The organism is Nocardia sp. NPDC020380, from assembly GCF_044386975.1.
GTDB lineage: Bacteria > Actinomycetota > Actinomycetes > Mycobacteriales > Mycobacteriaceae > Nocardia.
This window is the reverse complement of record NZ_JBIRVQ010000001.1, coordinates 439,821-463,070: the sequence shown is the minus strand read 5'-3', so window position 1 is coordinate 463,070 and position 23,250 is coordinate 439,821. Positions and strand designations below refer to the sequence as shown.

Here is a 23,250-nt window from a genome sequence, read left to right as displayed (position 1 = left end):
GCTGCACGGGTTCACCGTGCGACCTGCCGTGTCAGCAGCCGAAGGAGTGTCGTTTCGTGGCCATCATCGAACAGGTCGGAGCTCGCGAGATCCTGGATTCGCGCGGCAACCCCACCGTCGAGGTCGAGATCGCTCTCGACGACGGCACCCTCACCCGCGCGGCCGTGCCCTCCGGCGCGTCCACCGGTGAGCACGAAGCCGTCGAGCTGCGTGACGGTGGCGACCGCTACCAGGGCAAGGGTGTGCTGAAGGCCGTCGAGGGCGTCCTCGACGAGATCGCGCCGGCCGTCATCGGCCTGGACGCCGTGGAGCAGCGCAGCGTCGACCAGACCCTGCTGGATCTGGACGGCACCCCGGACAAGTCGCGCCTGGGCGCGAACGCCCTGCTGGGTGTTTCGCTGGCGGTGGCCCGCGCGGCCGCCGAGTCCTCGGGCCTGGAGCTCTTCCGTTACCTCGGCGGCCCGAACGCCCACGTGCTGCCCGTCCCCATGATGAACATCCTCAATGGTGGCGCGCACGCCGACAGCGGCGTGGACGTCCAGGAATTCATGATCGCCCCCATCGGCGCGCCCACCTTCAAGGAGGCGCTGCGCTGGGGCGCCGAGGTCTACCACACGCTGAAGTCGGTGCTGAAGTCCCAGGGTCTGTCCACCGGTCTCGGTGACGAGGGCGGTTTCGCGCCGTCGGTCGCCAATACCCGTGCGGCGCTGGACCTGATCGCCTCGGCCATCGAGAAGGCCGGCTACAAGCTGGGCAGCGAGATCGCGCTGGCCCTGGACGTGGCCGCCACCGAGTTCTACACCATCGGTGAGGGTTACAAGTTCGAGGGCAAGCTGCACTCCGCCGCCGAGATGACCGAGTTCTACACCGGCCTGATCGGCTCCTACCCGATCGTGTCGATCGAGGACCCGCTGTCCGAGGACGACTGGGACGGCTGGGTCTCCCTGACCGACCAGATCGGCGACAAGGTGCAGATCGTCGGCGACGACCTGTTCGTCACCAACCCGGAGCGCCTGGAGGAGGGCATCGCCAAGGGCGCCGCCAACGCACTCCTGGTGAAGGTCAACCAGATCGGCACCCTGACCGAGACCCTGGACGCGGTCGACCTGGCCCACCGCAACGGCTACAAGACCATGATGAGCCACCGTTCCGGCGAGACCGAGGACACCACCATCGCCGACCTCGCGGTCGCCGTGGGCTCGGGCCAGATCAAGACCGGCGCGCCCGCTCGCTCCGAGCGTGTCGCCAAGTACAACCAGCTGCTGCGCATCGAGGACGCCCTGGGCGACTCGGCACGCTACGCCGGTGACGTGGCCTTCCCCCGTTTCGCGTTCGAAGGCTGAATAATCGGTAACTCGAAAGGTCAAACGATCGGCTGAGTTTCGAGGTGTGTAGATGACGGAGCGACGAGCGCGCGGTACGAGTCCGGCCGGACGAAGTGACCGCCGCCCGTCGCGGTCCGCCAAGTCCAAGGCGACCGCGGTGTCGAAATCGCGGTCGACCAGCGGTAAGAAGGACACGACCGCCGCCGGGACGAAGACCGCGAAGCGCCGCACGACCAAGTCGAAGCCGGCCGCGAAAACGGAACGGCACGAACACAAGATCCTCGGCCTGTCCACGGGCCGCGCGGTATTGCTGGCCGCCGTGCTGTGCGGTCTCGCGCTCACCCTGGCCGTCCCGCTGCGCACGTATTTCACGCAGCGCGCCGACGCCCACGCCCTGGCCGAGCAGAAGCACGATCTGGAGAACGAGGTCGCGAGTCTGCGCGATCGCCGCGCCCAGCAACAGGATCCGCAGTACATCAAGGCGGAGGCGCGTGACCGTCTGCGCCTGGTGATGCCCGGCGAGACGCCCTATATCGTGCAGGTCCCCGGTATGGAGCAGGCCGCCATTCCCGCCCAGACCCCCAAACCGCGGGCGCCCGACTCCTGGTACACGGAACTGTGGCGCAGCATCTCGTCGCCGCAGTCCGCCGCCGAGCCGCCCGCGAACCCCGCGCCCCCGCAGGCGCCCCCCGCCCCCGCCCGCAGTCAGGAAGGACAACCTCGGTGACAGCCCCCGATGCCCGCCACCTCCCTGGGGACCCACCCACCGAACGGGATCTCGAGATCGTCGCCGAACAACTCGGCCGGGCTCCCCGAGGCGTTCTCGCCATCGCGTATCGCACCCCGGACGGCCTCCCCGCCGTCGTGAAGACGGCCCCCAAACTGCCTGACGGCACGCCCTTTCCGACCCTGTTCTACCTGACCGACCCCCGGCTCACCGCCGAGGCGAGCCGGTTGGAGACCACGGGCATCATGAAGGACATGACCGAAAGGCTCGCCCAGGACACCGAATTGGCCGCCGCCTACCGCGCGGCCTACGAGGGCTACCTGGCCGAGCGCAATGAGATCGAGGATCTGGGCACCGATTTCGCGGGCGGCGGCATGCCGGACCGGGTGAAGTGCCTGCACGTGCTCATCGCGCATGCGCTGGCCAAGGGCCCGGGTGTGAATCCGCTCGGTGACGAGGCGGTGGCGCTGGCCGCCGAGCACGGCCTGCGCGGCAAGGCCATCCCGGCCGATTGGCCGAAATACGAGGGAAGCTTTCAATGACCGAGCGGATCGCCGGTATCGACTGCGGCACCAATTCCATCCGGCTGCTGATCGCCGATGTCGCCGAGAGTGTTTCGGGCGCACCGCATCTCACCGATGTGCGTCGCGAGATGCGGATCGTGCGGCTGGGTCAGGGCGTGGACGCCACGGGCGCCTTCAATCCCGAGGCCATCGAGCGCACCCGGCTCGCGCTGCACGATTACGTGGATCTCATGATCGAGCACGGCGTGACGAAGGTGCGCATGGTCGCCACCTCCGCCACTCGTGATGCGAGTAATCGCGAGGATTTCTTCACCATGACCGGCGTGGAGCTGGGCCGGGTGGTGCCGGGCGCGCAGGCCGAGGTCATCACCGGTGACGAGGAGGCGCGGCTGTCCTTCGCCGGCGCGGTCGGCGAGTTGTCCAGTGCGGACGGGCCTTTCGTGGTCGTGGACCTGGGCGGCGGTTCCACCGAGGTGGTGCTGGGTGACAGCACCGGCGTGCAGTCCGCCTACTCCGCCGATATCGGTTGTGTCCGGATCACCGAGCGCTGCCTGCACGGCAATCCGCCTACCCGCGAGGAGGTCGCCTCCGCGCGTTTCTTCGCTTCCGAACGCCTGGCGCAGGCTTTCGGCGTGGTGCCGGTGGAGCGTGCGCACACCTGGGTCGGTGTCGCGGGCACCATGACCACGCTGGCGGCGGTGGCGCTGGATCTGCCCGAATACGATTCGGAGAAGGTGCATCTCACCCGGCTCCCGTTGAGCGAGGTGCGCGCCGTCTGTGATCGGCTGATCGCCATGAACCATGACGAGCGGGCGGCGCTGGGTCCCATGCATCCGGGCCGGGTGGATGTGATCGGCGGCGGTGCGGTGATCACCGAGGTGCTGGCCGATGAATTGGCTCGTCGCGCGGGTATCTCGGAGCTGATCGTGAGCGAGCACGACATCCTGGACGGTATCGCTCTGTCCATCGCGTGAATGCCCGGTGGTGAACCTGTGGCAAACTGAGCGGTCTTGTTTGGTGCATTACACCCGAACTGCGCACCCCGGAATGTGACGAGAGTCAACTTCTGAGGTTGCTGTCGGATTGCGCCTTATGGGAAGGTCTCCGTTATGTCAGGAGTAGCACACGACGCGAAACCGAGCACCGAACGCACACTGTTCGGACATCCCATCGGCCTCGCGAATCTGTTCGGCGTCGAGTTGTGGGAACGTTTCTCGTTCTACGGCATGCTCACCATCCTCGGCTACTACCTGTACTACTCGGTCACCGACGGTGGCCTGGGCATGGACAAGGCCACCGCCACCGGCATCGTCGGCGCCTACGGCGGCCTGGTGTACCTCTCCACCGTGCTCGGCGGCTGGATTGCCGACCGCGTGCTCGGTATGGAACGCACCGTGCTCTACGGCGGTGTGGTGGTCATGGCCGGTCATATCGCCTTGGCATTGATTCCCGGCCTGGCCGGCGTCGCGGTCGGCCTGGTCGCCATCGCGCTGGGCTCCGGCGCACTCAAGGCGAACGCCTCCTCGCTGCTGGGCACCCTGTACGAGAAGGGCGACGCCCGCGCGGACGGCGGCTTCACCCTCTTCTATCTGGGCATCAATACCGGCGCCTTCGCCGGCCCGCTGATCACCGGCGTGCTGCAGTCGAATGTGGGCTTCCACTGGGGTTTCGGCGCCGCGGCCGTCGGCATGGCGCTGGGCCTGACCCAGTACGTGGTGTTCCGCCGCAATCTCGGCACGCACGGCCGTGAGGTGCCGAACCCGTTGCCGCGCACCGCGGCTCCCAAGGCGGTCGCCGCGCTGGCGGGTGTCATCGTGCTGGTGGCGGCCGCCTGGGCGACCAAGCTGCTGACCCTGAACAGCCTGCCGAATGTCACCACCGGCGTGATCGTGGTGGCCTCCATCGCCTACTTCGCGATCATGCTGACCAGCCCCAAGGTGGATGCCCTGGAACGCACCCGGGTGCGCGCCTTCATTCCGCTGTTCGTCGCGAATGCCGTGTTCTGGTCGCTGTTCCAGCAGATGTTCACCGTGCTCGCGGTGTACTCCGACGAGCGCATCGACTGGGATGTCTTCGGCTGGACCGCGCCCTCCAACTGGATCGGTTCCATGGAGCCGGTGTGGATCATCGCGCTGTCGCCGCTGTTCGCCATCCTGTGGACCCGGCTGGGCAATCGCGCGCCGAGCACGCCACGCAAGTTCGCGCTGGGCGTGGTCGGCATGGGTGCGGCCTTCCTGCTGTTCACCCTCTTCTCCGGCTCGCACGGCAAGTCGGTGCCGATCCTGTTCGTGTTCGTGGTGCTCGGCGGGTTCGCCATCTCCGAACTGCTGCTGTCGCCGATCGGCCTGGCCGTCACGACCAAGCTGGCCCCCAACGCCTTCCGCGCGCAGATGATGGCGCTCTACTTCTTCTCCGTCGGCATCGGCACCTCGATGTCGGGCGTGCTGTCGAAGTTCTATCACCCGTCGAACGAGCTGGCCTACTTCGGCATCACCGGTGTGGTGGCCATCGTGGTCGGCGTGATCGTCTGGCTGTTGGCTCCGTTCGTGAGCCGCCAGATGGAAGGCGTGCACTAATAGGTACATGCTGGAGCGGTACGAGATCGAGACGTTCCTGACCCTGGCTGCGGAGTTGCACTTCGGCCGGACGGCCGAGCGATTGCGGATATCGACGGCCAGGGTCGGGCGGATCATTACGAGACTGGAACAGCGGATAGGGGTTCCGCTGTTCGATCGCACCGTGCGCCGGGTCGAACTCACCTCCATCGGCAAGCAGCTGTACGTCGAGCTGACGCCCGCCTGGGACCAGGTGGGCGTGGTCGTGCAACGCGCCATGGTCGCCGCGCACGCGCTGACCGGAACGGTGCGGGTCGCCTTCGACGGCCCGGCGAGCGGACTGCTGCTGACCCGGATCTCCGATTTCTTCCGGAAACGGCTGCCGGACTGCGATGTCCAGTTGCGTGAGGTCCGGCTCCGTGAGCTCACGCTCTGGCTGCTCGGGGGCGAACTGGATATCGCGCTCAGTACCCTGCCGATCGAGGAGCCGGGGTTGACGCAGGGCTCGGTGCTGGTATCGGAGCCCCGCCTGCTGGCGGTGGCCGCGGATCATCCCTTCGCGCAGGAACATTCGATCTCGCTCGAGGATCTGGCCCGGATGACGGTGCTCCAATTGCCCGACACCCTGCCGGAATCGCTACGCGCCGACCGCACTCCGAGCACGACTCCGGCGGGTCACCCGATCCGGCTCGGGCGCTCCGCGGATACCTTCGACGAGATACTCACCCTGGTCGGGACGGGCCACGGCGTCTTCCCGGTCGGCGCGCAGGCGCGGCGCTATCACGTCCGGCCGGATATTGTCTATGTGCCGATTCGCGATGCGCCGCCGCTGAAGTGGGGCCTCATCTGGCGCACCGGCGCCGAATCGCCTCGCATCCGCGCCTTCGACGATGCGGCGCGTGATCTGCTCCGGAGGAGCTTCTCCGCCCCGGCCTGACCCCCGCGATCAGAGAGTGAGCACGATCTTGCCGCGCCCGCTGCGGGATTCGAGCAATTCGTGCGCCTTGGCGGCCTCGGCCAGTGGCAGCACCTGCTCCACATGCGGTACCAGCTTGCCCGCCTCGGCCAGCTCGGTCATCGCCTCCAAGCCGACGCGATCGGGTTCCACCGTGAGACCGGCGAACCGGCGCCCGGCGGCGACGGTCCGGTCGCGCAGCGCGAAGTCATTGCGGCCCACCGTGGATACCAGCATGCCGCCCGGCCGCAGCACCTCGATCGAGCGCGGGCCGTTGTCGCCGCCGACGGTGTCGAACACGACGTCCAGATCGTGCAGGACCTCGGTGAAATCCGTGGCGTGATAGTCGATGATCTCGTCGGCGCCGAGTCCGGCGACGAACTCCCGTTTCCCGGCGCTGGCCGTCGTGATGACCTGTGCGCCCAGCGCTTTCGCGATCTGCACCGCGAGATGCCCGACGCCGCCGCCACCGCCGTGGATCAGCACCCGCTGGCCGGGTTCGAGTCGCGCGGTGTCGGCCAGGCCCTGCCAGGCCGTCAAGCCCGCCAATGGCAGTGCGGCGGACTGGATGTGGCTGAGATTGCGGGGCTTGCGGGCCAGCTGCCGGGACGGCGCGGTCACGTATTCGGCGTACGCGCTCGCCGCGTGCGGGAAGGCCGGCATGCCGTAGACCTCGTCGCCGATCTCGAACCGGGTCACGCCCGGCACCAGCTCCTCGACCACGCCGGAGAGATCCCAGCCGACGGTGAACGGTGGCTCGCCCAGGAACCGCGCCTGCCCGGAGCGCACCCCGACGTCGATGGGATTGACCCCGGCGGCGTGCACCCGCACCAGTACTTCGGTCGGAATCGGCGTGGGTCGCTCGACCTCGGCGAGTTCGAGGACCTCGGGTCCGCCCACGGTGTGCTGGATGATCGCTTTCACGGCTGCTCCTCTACGCGTATCGCTGTCCATCCTCGCACCGGAATGCGCTGGGCATCAGGCCATTCGGGGCGGCCGCCCGGGCCTGCCGGGCGGCGGGCCGATCCGGGGCCGGCGGGGCAGGAAAAAGGGGCCGTCCGGATGCTGGCGGGCGCCTGCCGCCGTCCGTAACGTCGGGTCGGTATCCGACAGCGAAGGAGTGGTCCATGACGAGCGGGGCAGCCGATCTGGTGGTGCGCGCGGGCGCGATTCACACGCTGGTGCCCGGGCAGCCGGCGCAGCGGGCGCTGGCCGTGCGCGGCGACCGGATCGTGGCGGTGGCGGACACGCCGAACGGCCTCGACGAGCTGATCGGGGACGGCACCGAGGTGATCGACCGCCCGGCCGCCGCGGTGCTGCCGACCTTCGACGACACGCATACGCACCTGATCATCGCCGGCAACAGCGCGCACGATGTGCCGGTGCACCTGGCCCGCGATATTCCGGAACTGCTCGCCATGATCCGGGAGCGTGCCGGGCGCACGCCGCCGGGGGAGTGGATCCGCACCACCGCCAACTGGCAGGAGATCAACCTGCCGGAACGGCGTTTCCCGACCGCCGCCGAACTCGATACCGCCACGGTCGATCACCCGGTGTATCTGATGCGCGGCGGCCACAATGTCGTTGTCAACCACCGGGCGCTCGAGTCGGCCGGGCTCACGGCCGATACCCCCGATCCGGCGGGCGGGCACCTTGGCCGGGACGCCGACGGTCTCACCGGGCTGTTGCAGGACAATGCGATTCCGCTGGTGGCCCGGCTGCTGCCCGCCGCCACCCCGGAGCAGCGCATCGACGGATTGCGCGCCGCCACCGCGGATTACGCCGCCAAGGGCATCGGCCTGGTACGGGACGCCATGGTGCCGGTCGACGATCTCGGCATCCTGTATCGGGCGCAGCAGCAGGGCGCGCTCGGAGTGCGGGTGCGGGCCATGGCTTCCGCCCTCGGCCTCGCCGACGCGGACAGCGTGGATGCCCTGCTGGACCGGCTCGAGCAGTGGCGGTACCTGCCCGGTCCGTGGCTGTCGGTGTGGGGTGTGAAGTTCGGGCTGGACGGCGGGATCGAGGCGGGCGCGACCCGTGATCCCTACGCCTGCGATCACAGTTTCTTCGGCTATCTGACCTGGAAGCCGGACGAGCTCACCGAGGCCATGGATCGGGTGCTGCGGCGCGGCTGGCGGGTCGGCACCCACGCCTACGGCGATCGTGCGGTGGAGACGCTGCTCGATATCTATGCCGAACTCCGGCAACGTCATCCGGCCCTGCCCGCCGGGGCGCTGGTGATGGAGCACGGCGGCCTCACCGATGCCGCGCTGCGGGAACGCGCTGTGCGCCTGGGTATTCCGGTCACCATTCAGCAGCCGCTGCTGCACGATGTCGCGCGGATCGAGGACACGTACTGGGGTCCGGAGCGGGTGAGCTCGCTGTTCCCGGCGCGGCAGTGGATCGACGAGGGTGCGCTGGTCACGGGCGGATCGGATTATCCGGTGGGGTCGTACGGGGCGATGCGCTCGGTGTGGGGCATGGTCACCCGGCAGACCGTGACCGGCGTGCGCGGGCCCGAGCACGCGATCACGGTGCCCGAGGCGATCGCGCTGCACACCACCAATTCCGTTGCTCTGCTGGGCGAATCGGAGCTGCGTGGCGCGCTCACGCCGGGGCGCCTGGCGGACCTCACCGTGTGGGACGTCGATCCGACTGTCGCGACGCCGGAGGAGTTGGCCGATCTGCAGCCCGCGTGCACCGTCATCGGTGGCCGCATCGTGCATCGCGCCTGACCGTAGAGGGCGTCTGTACACGTAGATGGCGCCTGTATATAAGGAGTGAATTCTTTCCATCCGGAAGTCTGTGACCAGGCTCACCGCCTGCGCTCGCGGCCGGTGAGACCGGCTGGTGACCAGGCGGTTTCGCCCGGATAACGGCCCGTCCGGGGCGGAATATCGGATGGCCCTCGGGCTGTGGGACAGGGAATACTGTCGCGCGACCGATGAGTTGACCGCGGCATCCCCGTCTCATGTGATGTGGCGCCTCGGTCATCGCGTCGCTCGTAGTCCGACTTTCTCGCCCCGGAGGTATCCGATGTCCGCCGAACTATCCGCCGCGCCTACCGGGCGGCGGACTCCGACAGTCATCCGGCTGCTGGTGCTAGCAACCTTCGTGGTGATCCTCAACGAGACCATCATGATCAATGCGATCCCGCGCCTGATGGTAGATCTGAACGTCACCGACCGCACGGCGCAATGGGTTTCGACCGCGTTCATGCTGACCATGGCGTCCGTCATTCCGATTACCGGCTGGTTCCTGCAGCGGGTCACCACCCGCCGCGCCTACGCGCTGGCCATGTGCGTGTTCCTGGCCGGCACCGCGCTGGCCGCCGTCGCGCCCTCGTTCGAGGTGCTGCTGGCGGGCCGGGTGGTGCAGGCCTGCGGTACCGCGGTGATGATGCCGCTGCTGATGACCACCCTCATGACGGTGGTGCCCGAGCACGATCGCGGTCGGGTCATGGGCAATGTCACGCTCGCCATCTCGGTCGCGCCGGCCATGGGACCGGTCATTTCCGGGCTGGTGCTGCAACTGGGTTCGTGGCGTTGGCTGTTCGTGTTCGTACTGCCCATCGCCGCCGGCGTCACCTGGTTCGGCCTGCGCAATCTGGAGAACATCGGGGAGCCGCAGACCGGTTCGGTCGACTGGCTGAGTGTGGTGCTCTCGGCGCTCGGCTTCGGTGGCCTGGTGTTCGGCCTGAGCCGGTTCGGCGACGGCAGCATCACCACGCCGGTGGTGATCGTGGTCGCGGGTGTCGTCCTGATCGCGGCCTTCGCGCTGCGGCAGCTCCGCCTGCAGCGCACCGGTTCGCCGCTGCTGGATCTGCGGGTGCTGCTGTCCTCCACCTACGCCAAGGCGCTGGTGCTGATGGCCGTGGCCTTCCTGGCCATGCTCGGCTCGATGATCCTGCTGCCGCTGTACCTGCAGAATCTGCGCGGCCTCTCGCCGTTGCAGACCGGTCTGCTGGTCATGCCGGGCGGGCTGGCCATGGGTCTGCTGGGCCCGACCGTCGGCCGGCTGTTCGACCGCTTCGGCGGGCGCGTGCTGGTGATTCCCGGTTCGATCGGCATTGCCGCCGCCCTGGCCGGATTCACCCAGATCACGCTGAGCATGCCGTACTGGCAGCTGGTGGCGCTGCACGTGCTGCTGATGATCTCGCTGGCCGCCGCCTTCACCCCGGTGTTCACGCTGGGCCTGGGGGCGCTGCCGATGCATCTGTACTCCCACGGCAGTTCGATGCTGGCCACGCTGCAACAGGTGGCCGCGGCGCTCGGCACCGCGCTGGTGGTGACGATCATGTCCTCGCGCGCCAATACGCTGGAGCGGCACGGGGTGGATCCGCTGCACGCGAACCTGACCGGCATGCGGCTCGCCTTCGCGGTCTCGGCGGTGCTGGCGCTGCTGGTGATCGCCATGGCGATCCTGCTGCCCAACCGGGCCGAGTCGCCCGTGGAGGCGGTGGTCGTGGAGGACGAGCTTCCAGAGCTCGTGAAGGACTGAGATTCCGGATCCCGTTGCGGGATCAGGGATTCCGGTGGTGACGCAGGCCCCCGGCAATTGCCGGGGGCCTGCTGCTTGACTGTAGGCATGAGCCTTTCGTCGCAGCTGGAGCAGTCCGGCCGACCACTGATCGAGCAGCAGCTGGCCCATCCCACGGTGGCCGGGATCGCGCGCGGTGACCTGCCCGATCCGGTCTTCCAGTCCTGGCTGGAACAGGATTATCTGTTCCTGCTCGACTATGTCCGGGTGTTCTCCCGACTGGCTTGGCAGGCGCCCGATGCGCATCTGGCCGATCTGGTGGATCTCGCGCACGCCACCTACCACGATGAACTCTCGCTGCATCGTTCGCTCGCCGCGGAATTCGGGGCCGACCTCGACGGCGCGGTGAAAGGCGGGCCGTGCCAGGCGTATACGGCCTTCCTGCTGGATTCGGCCGCTTCCTATGCCGACGGACTGGCCGCTCTCTATCCCTGTATGTGGGGTTATTCGACTCTCGGCGCGATTCTCGCCGAGAACATGCCGCCGGATCCTCGGTATCGGCGGTGGATCGAAACCTATTCCGACCCGGCCTTCGCGGCGCTCACCCGGCGCTGCGCACATATGCTCGACGAGGCGGCTCCCGACCCGGTTCGCGCGGAAACCCTTTTCCTGCAAGGCATGCGCCACGAACTGGACTTCTGGAACGTCCCCGACTAGCGACAGCAAGAGAGAGGATGCGATGGAATCGCACGCAGGGTACGCCGGTCGGACATATGTGGTCACCGGGTCGGCCTCCGGCATCGGCGCGGCGACCGCCGCGCTGCTGCGCGAGCGTGGCGCCGAGGTGATCGGTTGCGATCTCGACAATGCCGATATCCGGGCCGATCTGTCCACGCCGGAGGGCCGGCGGTCGCTGGTGGACGAGGTGACCGCGTACGGGCCGATCGACGCGGTGCTGGCCATCGCCGGCGGCGGCAAAACCGCTCCGCTGCAGACGAACTACTTCGGCGCCGTCGCCACCTTGGCGGGGTTGCGGCCGCTGCTGGCGCAGAGTTCCGCGCCTCGCGCGGTGGCAGTCTCCTCGACGGCTTCGCTGGAGCCGGTGGGCGAACCCATCGTGCAGGCCTGCCTCGACGGTGACGAGGCCGTCGCGGTCGGTCTGCTGGAGGCGAATCCGGCGGCGGGCGGCCCGACCGGCGGTTACGGCATCGCGAAGCGCGCCTTGAACCGCTGGGTGCGCAGGCAGGCTTCGACTCCCGAATGGGGTGGTTCCGGTATCGCCCTGAATATCGTGGCCCCGGGTGTCGTCGATACGCCTGCCGCGGCCGCGCTGCTTGCCGACGACAACATCCGCAGGCAGGTGGAAGCGGCTGCCCCGCAACCGTTCGGCGGCTTCCCCGGCCGCCCGGAATGGGTGGCCGAACTCATCTGCTGGCTGGGCAGCGTCGAGAACCGTTTTGTGACGGGTCAGGTCATCTTCGCGGACGGCGGTTCGGAAGCCGCCGTCGTCGGTGATCTGTTCTGGCGGTAATACGCAGACCGGTCGGTCTGACGAGCGGTGCTCGGGCACGGCAGAATGGTCCTGGTGCAGATCGGGATGCTTGGGCCGTTGGAAATTCGCTCGGACGACGGCGGTTCGGTGGAGGTGCCGGGCACCCGGTTACGCGCGCTGGTGATTGCCCTCGGGCTGGAACCCGGCCGCGCGGTGTCGAAAGCGAAGCTGGTCGACTGGATTTGGGGCGAGCAGCCGCCCGCCGACGCGGCGAACGCCTTGCAGGCCTTGGTCTCCCGGCTGCGGCGGGCGCTGCCCGCGGGATCGATCGAGGTGCAGGCGGGCGGCTATCGGCTGACCGTGGCGCCCGAGGCGGTCGACGCCGTGCGGTTCGAACAGCTCGTCGACCAGGCCCGCGACAGCGAGGACCTGCAACGGGCGCGGTTGCTGCGCGCGGCCCTGGAACTGTGGCGCGGCACCGCCATGCAGGACATCGAGCTGCCGGAGAACGCCGCCTTCGAGGCGGTGGTCACCCGGTTCGAGGCCCTGCACCTGAGCGCGCTCGAGGATCGCTACGAGGTGGAGATCCGCCTCGGCCGCGGCCCGCAGGTGGTCACCGAGCTGACCGAACTGGTGGCCCGGCACCCGGTCCGGGAACGACTCGTCGCCGCGCTGATCCGGGCGCTCGCCGCCGCGGGCCGGGGCACCGAGGCGCTGACCGTGTACCAGCGCGCCCGCGAGGCGCTCGCCGACGAACTGGGCGTGGACCCGTCGCCGGAGCTGTCGGCCCTGCATGTTTCGCTGTTGCGCGGCGAATTGGGCGTGCAGCAGCAGGAAGACCGCAAGACCAATCTGCGGGCCGAGCTGACCACCTTCGTCGGCAAGCAGGACGATGTCGCCGCGGTGCGGAAACTCGTGGGCGAGCATCGGCTCACCACGGTGAGCGGGCCCGGCGGTTCGGGGAAGACCCGGCTGGCGCTGGAAACCGCGCGCACCCTGCTGGGTGAGCTGCCGGACGGGGCGTGGCTGGTGGAACTGTCGTCCGTGGGCGTGAGCGCGGATATCGCGCAGTCGGCGCTCGCCGCGCTCGGGCTGCGGGATGCGCTGCTCGGCGGCACGGCGGATGCGGAACCGATCGACCGCCTCGTAGCCGCCATCCGCGAGCGCGAAATGCTGCTGATCCTGGACAACTGCGAGCATGTGATCGAATCCGCGGCGGCGTTCGCGCACCGGGTGCTCGGGGAATGCCGGCAGCTGCGCATCCTCGCGACGAGCCGGGAACCGCTCGGCATCACCGGTGAGGCGCTGTGGCAGGTCGAGCCGCTGGCGCTGCCGGCCGCGGCCGCGGATGCGGGCGCGATCGAGTCCTCCCCGGCGGTGCAGTTGCTGCGGGATCGGGCCGGCGCCGTGCGCAAGGATCTGGTGGCCGACGCGCAGACGCTGTCGAGCATGGCGCGGATCTGCCGGGCGCTGGACGGGATTCCGCTGGCCATCGAACTCGCCGCGGCCCGCTTGCGGACCATGTCGCTCGAGCAACTGGCCAATCGCCTCGACGACCGGTTCCGATTGCTCACCGGCGGCAGCCGGACCGCGCTGCCGCAGCACCGGACCCTGCGCGCGGTGGTGGACTGGAGCTGGGAGCTGCTCACCGAGCCGGAAAAGATTGTGCTGCGCAGGCTTTCGGTATTCGCCGGCGGTGCGGGCCTGGACGCGGCCGAACAGGTCTGCGCGGGAGCGGGTTACGGCGACGACGGGTCGGTCGAGCAGTGGGAGGTGCTCGAATTGCTGACCTCGCTGACCGAGAAATCGCTGCTGTCCATCGTGGGGGACGGCGGCCCGCGCTTCCGGATGCTGGAGACCATCAAGGAGTACTCCCGGGATCGGCTGGCGGAGGCGGGCGAATCCGAGGCCGCGCGCGCCGCGCATCTCGCCTACTTCACCGGATTCGCGGCGACCGCGGAACCGCATCTGCGGCGCGCGGAACAGCTGGAATGGCTCGCCGCGCTCGAAGTCGAGCACGACAATATCGCCGCGGCCATGCGTGGTGCGGTCGCCGCGGGTGACGGCGCCGGGGCCATGGGGCTCGCGGCGCAGGCCGGCTGGTACTGGTGGCTCGGCGGGCGCAAGGCCGAGGGCATGGAACTGATCACCGCCGCCACCGGGACGCCCGGCGAAGCCGACGCCGACGCGCTGGCCACGGTCTACGGGATGGTCGTGCACTTCCTGTCCACCGGGCCGAGTGACGAGCATCAGGTGGGGGAGTGGATCGCGAAGGCCTACGAGTTCAGCCTGCACAGCCGGTCCGCGCATCCGGCGCAGCAGTTCGTGGTCGCGCTGAAGAACATGATGAACGGGCCGGACGCGGTGCTGCCCGCGTTCGAACCCTTGCTCACCGATCCGGATCCGTGGGTGCAGGCGCTGGCCCGGTTGCTGCTCGGCAAGATGCGGATCGTGCTCGGTCAGCAAGGGCGGGACGCGGACGAGTACCTCGAGACGGCGCTCGCCGAATTCCGGGGACTGGGCGAACGGTGGGGAATCTCGTTCGCGCTGACCGAGACCGCGGACCGGATCGCCGTGCGCGGCGAGTTCGCCGCTGCCATCGAGCTTTTCGAGCAGGCGATCGCGGTGGTCACCGAGGTCGGCGCGGTCGAGGACCTGATCCGCATGCGGTCGCGGCAGGCGCAGCTGCACTGGCTGCTGGGTGATGCGGAGGCGAGCGCCGCCGCCATGGCCGAGGCGCAACACGGTGCGGAGCGGGTCGCGTGGCCGAATACGCTGGCCGAGTTGGCGCTTGCGAAGGCGGAGCTGGCGCGCTGGCAGGGCGACAATGCGGAGGCGCATCGGCAGCTCGGCATCGCGACCGGGCTGCTGGATCTGAAGTGGCCGAATATCCGTGCGATGAACCATGATCTGCTCGGGTATCTCGCCGACAGCGTCGAAGCGGCTCGCGAGCATCGTGTCGTGGCCTTCGAGGCGGCGTCCGAGGCGGGGCATGCGCCCTTGATCGCGCGGGTGATCGTCGGCATCGCGGATCTGGCCTTGCGGGAGGAACAGTACGAGCGGGCCGCGCAACTGCTCGCGGCCGCGGATGTGGCGCGCGGCCTGCCGGATCGGTCGCAGCCGGATATCGCGCGCATCGAGCAGGAAACGCGAAATCGCCTCGGGGAACCGGAGTTCACCGAGGCGATGCGGGCGGGTGCGCAGTCGAGCTGGCATGAGTTGGTCTCGATCACGCTCGCTTGTTGAACGTGGCCCGCGACCACAGGTAGCCGACCAGGGCGATGCCGGCGCACCAGGCCAGCGCGGCGGCGGTGTAGCCGCCGGACGGGTGCCCGGTCAGCAGTCCGCGCAGGGACTCGATGATCGGGGTGAAGGGCTGGTATTCGGCGAACTGCCGGATGCCCTGGCCCATCTGGTGTGCCGGGACCACCGCGCTGCTGACGAAGGGCAGCATGATCAGCGGCACCGTGGTCAGGCCCGCGGACTCCGGGGTCTTGGCGAACAGGCCCATGGCCACGGTCAGCCAGGAGGTGGCGAAGGCGGTGGCGGCGATGATGCCGATCGCGCCGGCCCAGTCCAGCAGCGTTGCGGGGGAACGGAATCCGAGGGCGAAGCCGACGCCGATGACGGTCGCCGAGGAGATGGCGATCGTCACCATGGTGGCGATGACGTGCCCGGTCAGGACGGCGCCCCGGGAGACGTCCATGACCTTGAAACGGTTGATGATGCCCCGGGTCATATCGGAGTTGACCGCGACGGCCGTGGACGAGAGTCCGTAGCTGACGGCCAACAGGATCATGCCGGGCAGCGCGTAGTCGATGTACTTCTCGCCGACATTGAAGGCGCTGCCGAAGACGTAGACGAAGATCAGCATCATCACGACCGGCATCAGCGCGGCATTGAAGATGGTGACGGGTGTGCGGGCGGTGTGCTTGAAGTTGCGCCGCAACATGATCGACGAATCGGCCAGCGACGTGGACAGGGCGTTGGGGGCGGTGACGGTGCTCATTGTGCGACTTCCTCGGAGGTGGTGGCGTGGCCGGTCAGGGCGAAGAAAACATCATCGAGATCAGGGGTGTGGATGGAGACGTCCGCGGCGTCGATGCCGTGGTCGTCCAGTCGATTCAGCAAGTCCCGCAGGGACTTCGTGCCGCCGTTGCCGGGAACCTGCAGGGTCAGCGGGTCCTCGTCGCGGCTGGATCCGGGCAGAATCCGTTCCGCCGCTTCCAGTTCGGCGCCGGCGGTGAAGCGCAGCCGGATGTGGCTGCCGGGAATGCGCCGCTTGAGCTCGTCCGGGGTGCCCTCGGCGACCAGATGTCCCTGGTCCAGGACGGCGATCCGATCGGCCAGCTGATCGGCCTCCTCCAGATACTGGGTGGTGAGGAAGATGGTGACGCCGTCGGCGGTCAGGTCGCGGACGATGTCCCACATGGTGCGGCGGCTGCGCGGGTCCAGTCCGGTGGTCGGCTCGTCCAGGAACACGATCTCCGGCCGCGTGACCAGCGTCATCGCCAGATCCAGCTTGCGGCGCATGCCGCCGGAGTACGTCGAAGCCATCTTCCCCGCGGCTTCGACCAGATCGAACCGCTCCAGCAGATTGCCGACAACCCGCTTGCTCTCCGCACCCCGCAACCGGTGCAGATCCGCCATCAACCGCAGGTTCTCCGCACCGGTCAGCAGGTCGTCGACCGCCGCGAACTGCCCGGTCACCCCGATCGCCTTCCGAACGGCCTTCGTCTCGCTGGCGATATCGTGCCCGCCGACAAAGGCAGTGCCACCATCCGCCTTCAACAGCGTGGTCAGCACATTGACCGCAGTAGTCTTACCGGCCCCATTCGGACCGAGCAGGGAAAAGATCGTCCCGGCCTCGACATTCAAATCGATCCCGTCGAGAACGACTTTGTCCCCATAGGCTTTCCGCAACCCCGAGGCTGCGATTGCTGTGTTGTTCATGTCCAGTACTTTCGCCAGCCGCCCTGATACCGACCTGACACCCACCTGACACGGCACCTGATACGACAGAACCGCAGCTCAGGGCTTGGAAAGCAATCCGTGCCACTCGATCATGAGTCAGGGCTGGTAGTCGCGTACGTATGGCGTATCGACGCCTAGCGGACCGAGTCCGGTTCCGCTGCCGGGATGTCCGAGTGGGAGCGGCTGTCCCGGGAGGGGGTCGGTGAAGAAGCGGCCGTTTTCGGTGAGGAATTGTTGCTGGTTCGGGGGGAGGTCGTCTTCGTAGTGGATTGCGTCCACTGGGCAGACCGGTTCGCAGGCGCCGCAGTCGATGCATACGTCGGGGTGGATGTAGGCCATGCGGTTGCCGATGAAGATGCAGTCGAGGGGGCATTCCTCGATGCAGGCTTTGTCCAGGACGTCTACGCAGGCGGCGCCTATCACGAAGGTCACGGTGTGCTCCTCTGCTGTTTCGGGCCGCTACCGGCGGCTGTTGATGAGCTTGGTCGTCGCTCGGGTGGGCGGGTAGCGGTCTGATGGCGAGCACGTCATAAGGTGGGCTTATGCTCTTGCCGCCGGGGCGCCATCTGGCATCGCCGCACACCCCCGAACGGCCCCGCCGCCGACTTGGTGGAGCTCGCCGCCCGCATCGAGGCGGCGCGCATGCACCGGCATTAGGGGACTTACAGGCCGAGGTCGCGGGAGAGCATGGGCCAGGAGTCGTAGAAGGCGTCTTGCCAGTAGCCCCAGGAGTGGGTGCCGGTGGGGGCGAAGTTGAAGGTGGCGGGGATGCCCAGTTGGGTGAGGCGGGTTTGCATGTTGTGGGTGCAGATGTTGGCGCCGGCTTCGATGAAGCCGCCGACCAGGTCTTCGTTGGCTACGCCTGCGGGGCCGGGCTTTTGGAGGAAGGGGCTGTCGACGGTGTCCCAGCGGCCGGGGAGGCCGCTGCCGGAGTAGAGGTAGAGGTCTATGCCGCGCAGGCGGTCTGCGTGCAGGACGGCGTCGTTGTCGGTCCAGGCGGGGTTGTCGTCGGTGCCCCACATGTTGACGGGGTCACCGCCGCCGCCGTAGCTGAGCACGGTTTTGACGGCCTGGCGGCCGAGGGGGTCGCTGGTTTCGTCGCAGCCGCTGTAGGAGGCGACGCCGCGGTACAGCTCGGGGTGGGCGACGGCCAGTGCGAGGACCGAGTTGGCGCTCATGGACATGCCGACTATGGAATGAATTCCGTTGGTGCCCAGTGCGGCATCGATGAGCGGGGGCAGTTCTTCACCCAGGAAGGTCTTCCACTTCGGGGCGCGGCCCTGCACCGGGTCGTCGGCGACCCAGTCGGTGTAATAGCTCCATGCGCCGCCGACCGGCTGCACCACATTGACGTTCTTGCCGGCCAGGAACGGCAGCACATTGCTGGACGAATCCCAGTTCGCCGTTCCCACATTGCCGTCCGCACCGCTCAGCAGATAGAGCACGGGCCGCGGCGCCGAGGTATCGGCGGGCCGCTGCACTTCGACCGGTATGTCGCGGCCCATCGCCGCCGAATACACCTGCAATGTGAGGTGCTGGTCGTCGTGCACCAGCACCCGGTCGATCTTCGAGCCGTCCGCGGAGACGGGATCCGCGAGCGCTTTCTTCTCGGCGATGACCGGATCGGCGGTGTCGGCAGCGCCGATTCCCGCGCCGAACGCCGCGGCGGAGGCGGCGAATACCGCTCCGGTCACCGCGAATGTCAGTGCACGCCGGATCGATTGACGTCTCAAGACAGAACCCCTAAGTCCTACATCGGCCGAATGCGGCAGTCGGCAACGGCCCCACTGAAACCTGGACATTTGATCGACATTTCGGCCCGTCGCATTACAAGTGCGATGCGGGAGCGGGTTATTCGGGGAGACCGAGGCCTTGGGCGAGGAGGGGCCAGGAGTGGTAGAAGGCGTCGCGCCAGTAGCCCCAGGAGTGGGTGCCGGTGGGTTCGAGGTCGTAGGTGGCGGGGATTTGGAGGTCGTTGAGGCGGTTTTGGAGGTTGTGGGTGCAGTAGTTGACCGCTGCTTCGATTACGCCGCCGACTATGAGCTGGTTGGCCAGGCCGGATTGGGTGGGGACCATCATGTAGGCGTCGTCGGTGCGGTCGTGGGGGCCGGGGAGGCCGCTGCTGTCGGAGATGAAGAGGCGGGTGCCGCGGAGCTTTTCGGCATTGATGACGGGGTCGTTGGCGGCCCAGGCGGGGTCGTTGTCGTCGCCGTACATATTGCGGACGTCGCCGCCGCCGTAGGTTTCGACCACCAGTTTGGTGAATTGCCGGCCGACGGGGTCGGCGATCTGGGCGCAGCCGCTGTAGCCCGCGACCGTTTGGTAGAAGCCGGGTTTGGTTTCGGCGAGTTGCAGGACCGCGGTGGCGGTCATCGAGTTCGCGGCAATGGCGTTGACGCCGTTGGTATCCAGGGACGCGTCGACCAGCGGCGGCAACTCATCGAGGAGGAAGGTGCGCCATTTGTTGCGGCCGAGCGTCGGATCGTCCTGCCGCCAATCGGTGTAATAGGCGAACGCCCCACCGATCGGCATCACCACATTGACGTCCTTGGTGGCGAGGAAGTCGCCGACATCGGTGTTGTGCCACCAGGTCGCCTTGTCCTCACCGCCGCCCGCACCATTGAGCAGGTACAGCACCGGCCGCGGCTGCGACGCGTCATGCGGCCGCGTCACCCGCACGGTGATGTTCTTGTCCATGGCGGCCGAATACACCTGCAACACCAGATTGCGGCCGTCGATGGTCCCGGAAACGAGTTTCGACCCGTCCGGTGCCACGGGATCGCCCAGCAGTTTCTTCGAGTCGATGATCGGATCACCGGTATCGGCGAAACCGTTCCCCGCCCCGAATGCCGCCATGCCGGTGGCCAATACGGTGCCGGCAACCACGAAAGATGCTGCACGCCTGAACAGATGGCGTTTCACGCCGACTCCTGAGATCCCGGTGCTGCCCGATAGGCCGCGCTCGGCCCCGACATTAACGCAGTCCGGTCGACCGATCGACCCCCCGTTTCCGCCGGCCGCTACCGATGCCCCAGCACATTCACGACTTTCCCATTGGGATCGCGCATGAAGAACCGCCGCACACCCCACTCCTCGTCCTGCAACGGGTGCACGATCTCCGCCCCGCTCTCACACATCACCAGGTAAGCCGCGTCCACGTCATCCACTTCGATACTCATATCGGGGATCACGGGCGCCGTCTCGTCGCGCGCCATGAAACTGATCTGCGCCTGCCCGTTGTCCCGGCCGGCGAGAGTCATGATCCACCCATGATTCATGACCTCCTCGAAACCCAGGAGCCCATAGAACTCCCGACTCTCGCCGACGGCGTGTGACTCCACATTCGGCACGACGCGACGTACTTCCATTGGCTCGACGCACCTTTCGATCGGTTACAGGAGATGGCCGAACGATATCGCGTGCGACGTCAGCGGATTTCGATGCCGGCTTCGGTGGCCGCTCTGGTGCTGGTCTTCCGGTTGCGGACTACCCAGGTGCTGCTGACCTGGAGGACTACGAACATCACGATGTATTGGAGGCCGCTGATCAGTGGGACGTCGTCTACGGGGAGGGTGTAGGCGAGGACTACTCGGATGATCGCGTCGATGATGAGGCCGACGCCCCAGATCGCCGAGGCGATGGCGATGGCGCGGCGGAAGGTGGCCGAGCGCTGCCAGAGGATTTCGATGCGCTCGTGGATTGCGCCGGTGGTCATGGTTTGCGCCATTTTGTAGTAGAAGGGGGTGCGCAGCAGGGTTCCGCACATCCAGAGTCCGACGATTCCGGTGATCCAGCCGTCCTTGGCGAGGACGAATCTCGGGCTGCCGGTGATGAAGGACGCGGCCACGCTCAGGGCGAGGATGCTGGCGGTGAATATGGCGAGCAGGTCGATGCGTCGCTGAGTGGTGATCGTCCAGACCATGCGGACCGCGGGCGGGACCGCGCCGAGGGTGACGGCCAGCCATTGGTCGATGCCGGCCGCGCGGAGGATGTAATACAGCGCGATCGGGGCGACCATGTTGATCGCGAGGTCGGCGATCTGCGACCGGCGTGGGTCGGGCGCCGCGGTTTCGGTCCGCGGTGTGGTGGCGGGTGTGGACACGTTCATCGGTTTCCCCTCGGTGATCAGCGAATATCGCTTGCACCACTGAAGTTACGAACCGCGCGCGTTCGCCGGTATGTGCTTGGCTCTCCACTCGGGTGGGGCTGGCCCCACCCCGGTCCGGGACCCAGAGGCACTGCGGGTGCGGGCGGAGGTGGGCCAGACTGGAGCCGGACGAGGAGGTAGGAGTGGGCTGGCTGCGTACGGGTGTGCGGGCGGCCGGGCGCGGAATGGCCCGGTTCGCGCTGGGCCCGGTCGAATTGCTGGCCTGTGCCGCCCAATTGCTGGCCATTGCCGCCACCTGTATCGGGCTGATCTTCCTGTTCCCGGTGGCGGTCGAGCGCAGTCGCGCGGTGGCGGGGCTGGCGCGGCGGCTGGCGTCGTCCTGGTCGGCGGTGCCGGTCGCCGCACCGTATCGGCTGCGCCCGCAGGCCGTCCGCGGCCCGGACGACCGGTTCCACGCACCCGACGGCTCCACGTATCCGACCGCGCGGACCGCCTCGATGGGCATGCACTCCCGCTGGATCTGGACGGACCCGGCCACCTGGCGTGACCTGCTGTGGTCGGTGATCGACCCGGTCGTGGGCGGGGCCCTGGCGGTCGCGCCGGCCGCGCTGATGGCCTCCGGAGTCGCGGCGATCGTCCTGCGGCCGTGGTCGTGGCTCCTGCCGCTGGGCGTCCTGGGCGTGCTGGCGGGCATCGCGATCGCCCCGAGAATGCTGCTGTTGCACGGTCATTGGACGCGCCTGCTGCTGGCTCCGGCCTCACCCGCCGCCGCCGAGCGCGGTGCGAACCGGCGGCGCTGGTTCGGGGCGGGCCTGCTGGCGGCGTTCCGCTGCATGACCCTCGGCGTGCTCTCCGCGCTCGCGATCCCGCAGTTCCTGACCTGTTTCGTGGCGGTGGTCGCGGCCGGTCCGGTGGTGGCCATGTGGGTGCTGGCGTGGGCGCGCTGGCTGCCGAACCTGTTCCGGCAGTTGGCGACCGTCTGGTCCGGCATCGAGTTGCCGGAACCGTACCTGTCCACGCCGCGCATGTCCGATATCAGCGGCGATCAGCAGGTGTCGTCGACGACCTGGTGGGCCGGGTTCGCCGCCCGCGCCCGCACCATGTGGTTCGATCCGTCGACCTGGCGGGATCTGCTGTGGCTGGCCTGCCAGCCGTTCGCGGGTGCGCCGCTGTTCCTGCCCGTGGCGATGATCGGCTACGGCATCTGGGGTCTCACCCTGCCGGTGCTGGAAGTGCCGCTGAGCGGCAAGATCTCGCCCTGGTACGGGGAGGCGTTCGGCTCCGGTTGGGCGGCACTGCTGGCCGGCCCGCTGCTGACGGTGGCGGGCCTGGCGCTGGCGCCGCCGCTGCTGCGCCTGCACGGCCGCTGGCTGACCCTGCTCCTGCGCCCGACCGCACGCGCGAGCCTGCTGGCCGAGCGGGAACAACTGACGGCCCGCGTCGAGCAGCTGACCGAAACCCGCACGGCCGCAACCGATACGCTCACCGCCGAACTACGTCGCATCGAACGCGATCTACACGACGGCGCGCAGGCCCGCATGGTCGCCGTCGGCATGACACTGGGCGCCGCCGAGGCACTGATCGACAGTGATCCCGCCGCCGCGAAAAACCTGGTGGCACAGGCCAAGAACGCCTCGGAGGCGGCACTGGCCGAACTCCGCGGCCTGGTGCGCGGCATTCACCCGCCGGTCCTGGCCGAACGCGGACTGGTCGACGCGGTCCGCGCCCTCGCACTGGACAGCCCGATCCCCGTACAGGTCGACGCCGATGTGGGCGGACCCGTGGCGGCCCCGGTCGAATCGGCCCTCTATTTCGCCGTCGCGGAGGCCCTCACCAATGCGGTACGCCATTCCGGCGCCGACCATATCCGGATCGGCCTGCGCCACACCGACACCCTGCTCCGCATCACCGTTCAGGACAATGGCGCCGGCGGCGCCGACGCCACCCGCGGCAGCGGCCTGTCCGGCATCGAACGCCGGCTCGGCAGTTTCGACGGCCGCGTCGGCGTCGACAGCCCGCCCGGCGGCCCCACCCTGGTGACCATGGAGTTGCCGACCGTGCAGGCCCGGTAACCTGAGGTGCGACAGGTCTGATCGGTGATGCGTACAGGG

At 68.2% G+C, this 23,250-nt stretch carries 20 protein-coding genes; 12 read left to right on the top strand and 8 right to left on the bottom strand.

Translation table 11 applies throughout. The features are described from left to right. The first annotated feature begins 56 nt into the window (after positions 1 to 56). The 6 genes from eno to ACH438_RS02125 all read left to right on the top strand — a co-directional run bounded on the left by eno (position 57) and on the right by ACH438_RS02125 (position 6,068). Positions 57 to 1,343, top strand: a complete 1,287-nt coding sequence (gene eno / locus ACH438_RS02150) for a phosphopyruvate hydratase (RefSeq protein ID WP_397000182.1) — start codon at positions 57 to 59, stop codon at positions 1,341 to 1,343. Positions 1,344 to 1,395: 52 nt separating this feature from the next. After that, a complete protein-coding gene (locus ACH438_RS02145) occupies positions 1,396 to 2,052 on the top strand; it encodes a septum formation initiator family protein (protein ID WP_397000180.1) in 657 nt (218 codons plus the stop codon). Then, on the top strand, positions 2,049 to 2,594 hold the full coding sequence (locus ACH438_RS02140) for a DUF501 domain-containing protein (protein ID WP_397000178.1): 546 nt from the start codon (positions 2,049 to 2,051) through the stop codon (positions 2,592 to 2,594). Before ACH438_RS02145 ends, ACH438_RS02140 begins: the two co-directional genes overlap by 4 nt. Next, positions 2,591 to 3,550 (top strand): exopolyphosphatase, encoded by a 960-nt coding sequence (locus tag ACH438_RS02135; protein WP_397000176.1) that lies wholly within the window; start codon positions 2,591 to 2,593, stop codon positions 3,548 to 3,550. Before ACH438_RS02140 ends, ACH438_RS02135 begins: the two co-directional genes overlap by 4 nt. A gap of 135 nt (positions 3,551 to 3,685) precedes the next feature. Further along, positions 3,686 to 5,152 (top strand): peptide MFS transporter, encoded by a 1,467-nt coding sequence (locus ACH438_RS02130; protein WP_397000174.1) that lies wholly within the window; start codon positions 3,686 to 3,688, stop codon positions 5,150 to 5,152. A gap of 7 nt (positions 5,153 to 5,159) precedes the next feature. Next, positions 5,160 to 6,068 (top strand): LysR family transcriptional regulator, encoded by a 909-nt coding sequence (locus tag ACH438_RS02125; RefSeq protein ID WP_397000172.1) that lies wholly within the window; start codon positions 5,160 to 5,162, stop codon positions 6,066 to 6,068. Between the two features lie 9 nt (positions 6,069 to 6,077). On the opposite strand, the gene ACH438_RS02120 is transcribed toward ACH438_RS02125, so the two are convergent. Further along, complete coding sequence (locus ACH438_RS02120; protein WP_397000170.1) at positions 6,078 to 7,010, bottom strand: NADP-dependent oxidoreductase; 933 nt, start codon at positions 7,008 to 7,010, stop codon at positions 6,078 to 6,080. 203 nt (positions 7,011 to 7,213) lie between these two features. On the opposite strand from ACH438_RS02120, the gene ACH438_RS02115 reads away from it, so the two are divergent. The 5 genes from ACH438_RS02115 (at position 7,214) to ACH438_RS02095 (ending at position 15,303) form a co-directional block, all read left to right on the top strand. After that, positions 7,214 to 8,821, top strand: a complete 1,608-nt coding sequence (locus ACH438_RS02115) for an amidohydrolase (protein WP_397000168.1) — start codon at positions 7,214 to 7,216, stop codon at positions 8,819 to 8,821. 301 nt (positions 8,822 to 9,122) lie between these two features. Continuing rightward, a complete protein-coding gene (locus ACH438_RS02110; RefSeq protein WP_397000166.1) occupies positions 9,123 to 10,586 on the top strand; it encodes an MDR family MFS transporter in 1,464 nt (487 codons plus the stop codon). Positions 10,587 to 10,673: 87 nt separating this feature from the next. Next, complete coding sequence (locus ACH438_RS02105) at positions 10,674 to 11,282, top strand: TenA family protein (protein ID WP_397000164.1); 609 nt, start codon at positions 10,674 to 10,676, stop codon at positions 11,280 to 11,282. 22 nt (positions 11,283 to 11,304) lie between these two features. Continuing rightward, positions 11,305 to 12,096 (top strand): SDR family oxidoreductase, encoded by a 792-nt coding sequence (locus tag ACH438_RS02100; protein WP_397000162.1) that lies wholly within the window; start codon positions 11,305 to 11,307, stop codon positions 12,094 to 12,096. A gap of 78 nt (positions 12,097 to 12,174) precedes the next feature. After that, a complete protein-coding gene (locus ACH438_RS02095; protein WP_397000160.1) occupies positions 12,175 to 15,303 on the top strand; it encodes a BTAD domain-containing putative transcriptional regulator in 3,129 nt (1,042 codons plus the stop codon). On the opposite strand, the gene ACH438_RS02090 is transcribed toward ACH438_RS02095, so the two are convergent. The 7 genes from ACH438_RS02090 to ACH438_RS02060 form a co-directional block, all read right to left on the bottom strand. Continuing rightward, positions 15,287 to 16,066 carry an ABC transporter permease gene (locus ACH438_RS02090; protein WP_397000158.1) on the bottom strand — a complete coding sequence of 260 codons (780 nt, stop codon included), beginning with the start codon at positions 16,064 to 16,066 and terminating at the stop codon, positions 15,287 to 15,289. The two genes, ACH438_RS02095 and ACH438_RS02090, sit on opposite strands and share 17 nt — an antisense overlap. Then, positions 16,063 to 17,010 carry an ATP-binding cassette domain-containing protein gene (locus tag ACH438_RS02085; RefSeq protein WP_397000156.1) on the bottom strand — a complete coding sequence of 316 codons (948 nt, stop codon included), beginning with the start codon at positions 17,008 to 17,010 and terminating at the stop codon, positions 16,063 to 16,065. Before ACH438_RS02085 ends, ACH438_RS02090 begins: the two co-directional genes overlap by 4 nt. Positions 17,011 to 17,127: 117 nt before the next feature. Next, entirely contained in the window at positions 17,128 to 17,463 is a 336-nt protein-coding gene (gene fdxA / locus ACH438_RS02080) for a ferredoxin (RefSeq protein ID WP_397000154.1), read from the bottom strand. A gap of 230 nt (positions 17,464 to 17,693) precedes the next feature. Continuing rightward, entirely contained in the window at positions 17,694 to 18,764 is a 1,071-nt protein-coding gene (locus tag ACH438_RS02075; RefSeq protein ID WP_397000152.1) for an alpha/beta hydrolase, read from the bottom strand. 118 nt (positions 18,765 to 18,882) lie between these two features. Beyond that, positions 18,883 to 19,887 carry an alpha/beta hydrolase gene (locus ACH438_RS02070; RefSeq protein ID WP_397000733.1) on the bottom strand — a complete coding sequence of 335 codons (1,005 nt, stop codon included), beginning with the start codon at positions 19,885 to 19,887 and terminating at the stop codon, positions 18,883 to 18,885. A gap of 164 nt (positions 19,888 to 20,051) precedes the next feature. Continuing rightward, entirely contained in the window at positions 20,052 to 20,399 is a 348-nt protein-coding gene (locus ACH438_RS02065; RefSeq protein ID WP_397000150.1) for a VOC family protein, read from the bottom strand. 59 nt (positions 20,400 to 20,458) lie between these two features. Beyond that, on the bottom strand, positions 20,459 to 21,139 hold the full coding sequence (locus ACH438_RS02060; protein WP_397000148.1) for a VC0807 family protein: 681 nt from the start codon (positions 21,137 to 21,139) through the stop codon (positions 20,459 to 20,461). A 182-nt stretch (positions 21,140 to 21,321) separates the two neighbouring features. Between ACH438_RS02060 and ACH438_RS02055 the strand changes: the two genes are divergently transcribed. Continuing rightward, on the top strand, positions 21,322 to 23,211 hold the full coding sequence (locus tag ACH438_RS02055; protein ID WP_397000146.1) for a sensor domain-containing protein: 1,890 nt from the start codon (positions 21,322 to 21,324) through the stop codon (positions 23,209 to 23,211). Positions 23,212 to 23,250 lie beyond the last annotated feature (39 nt).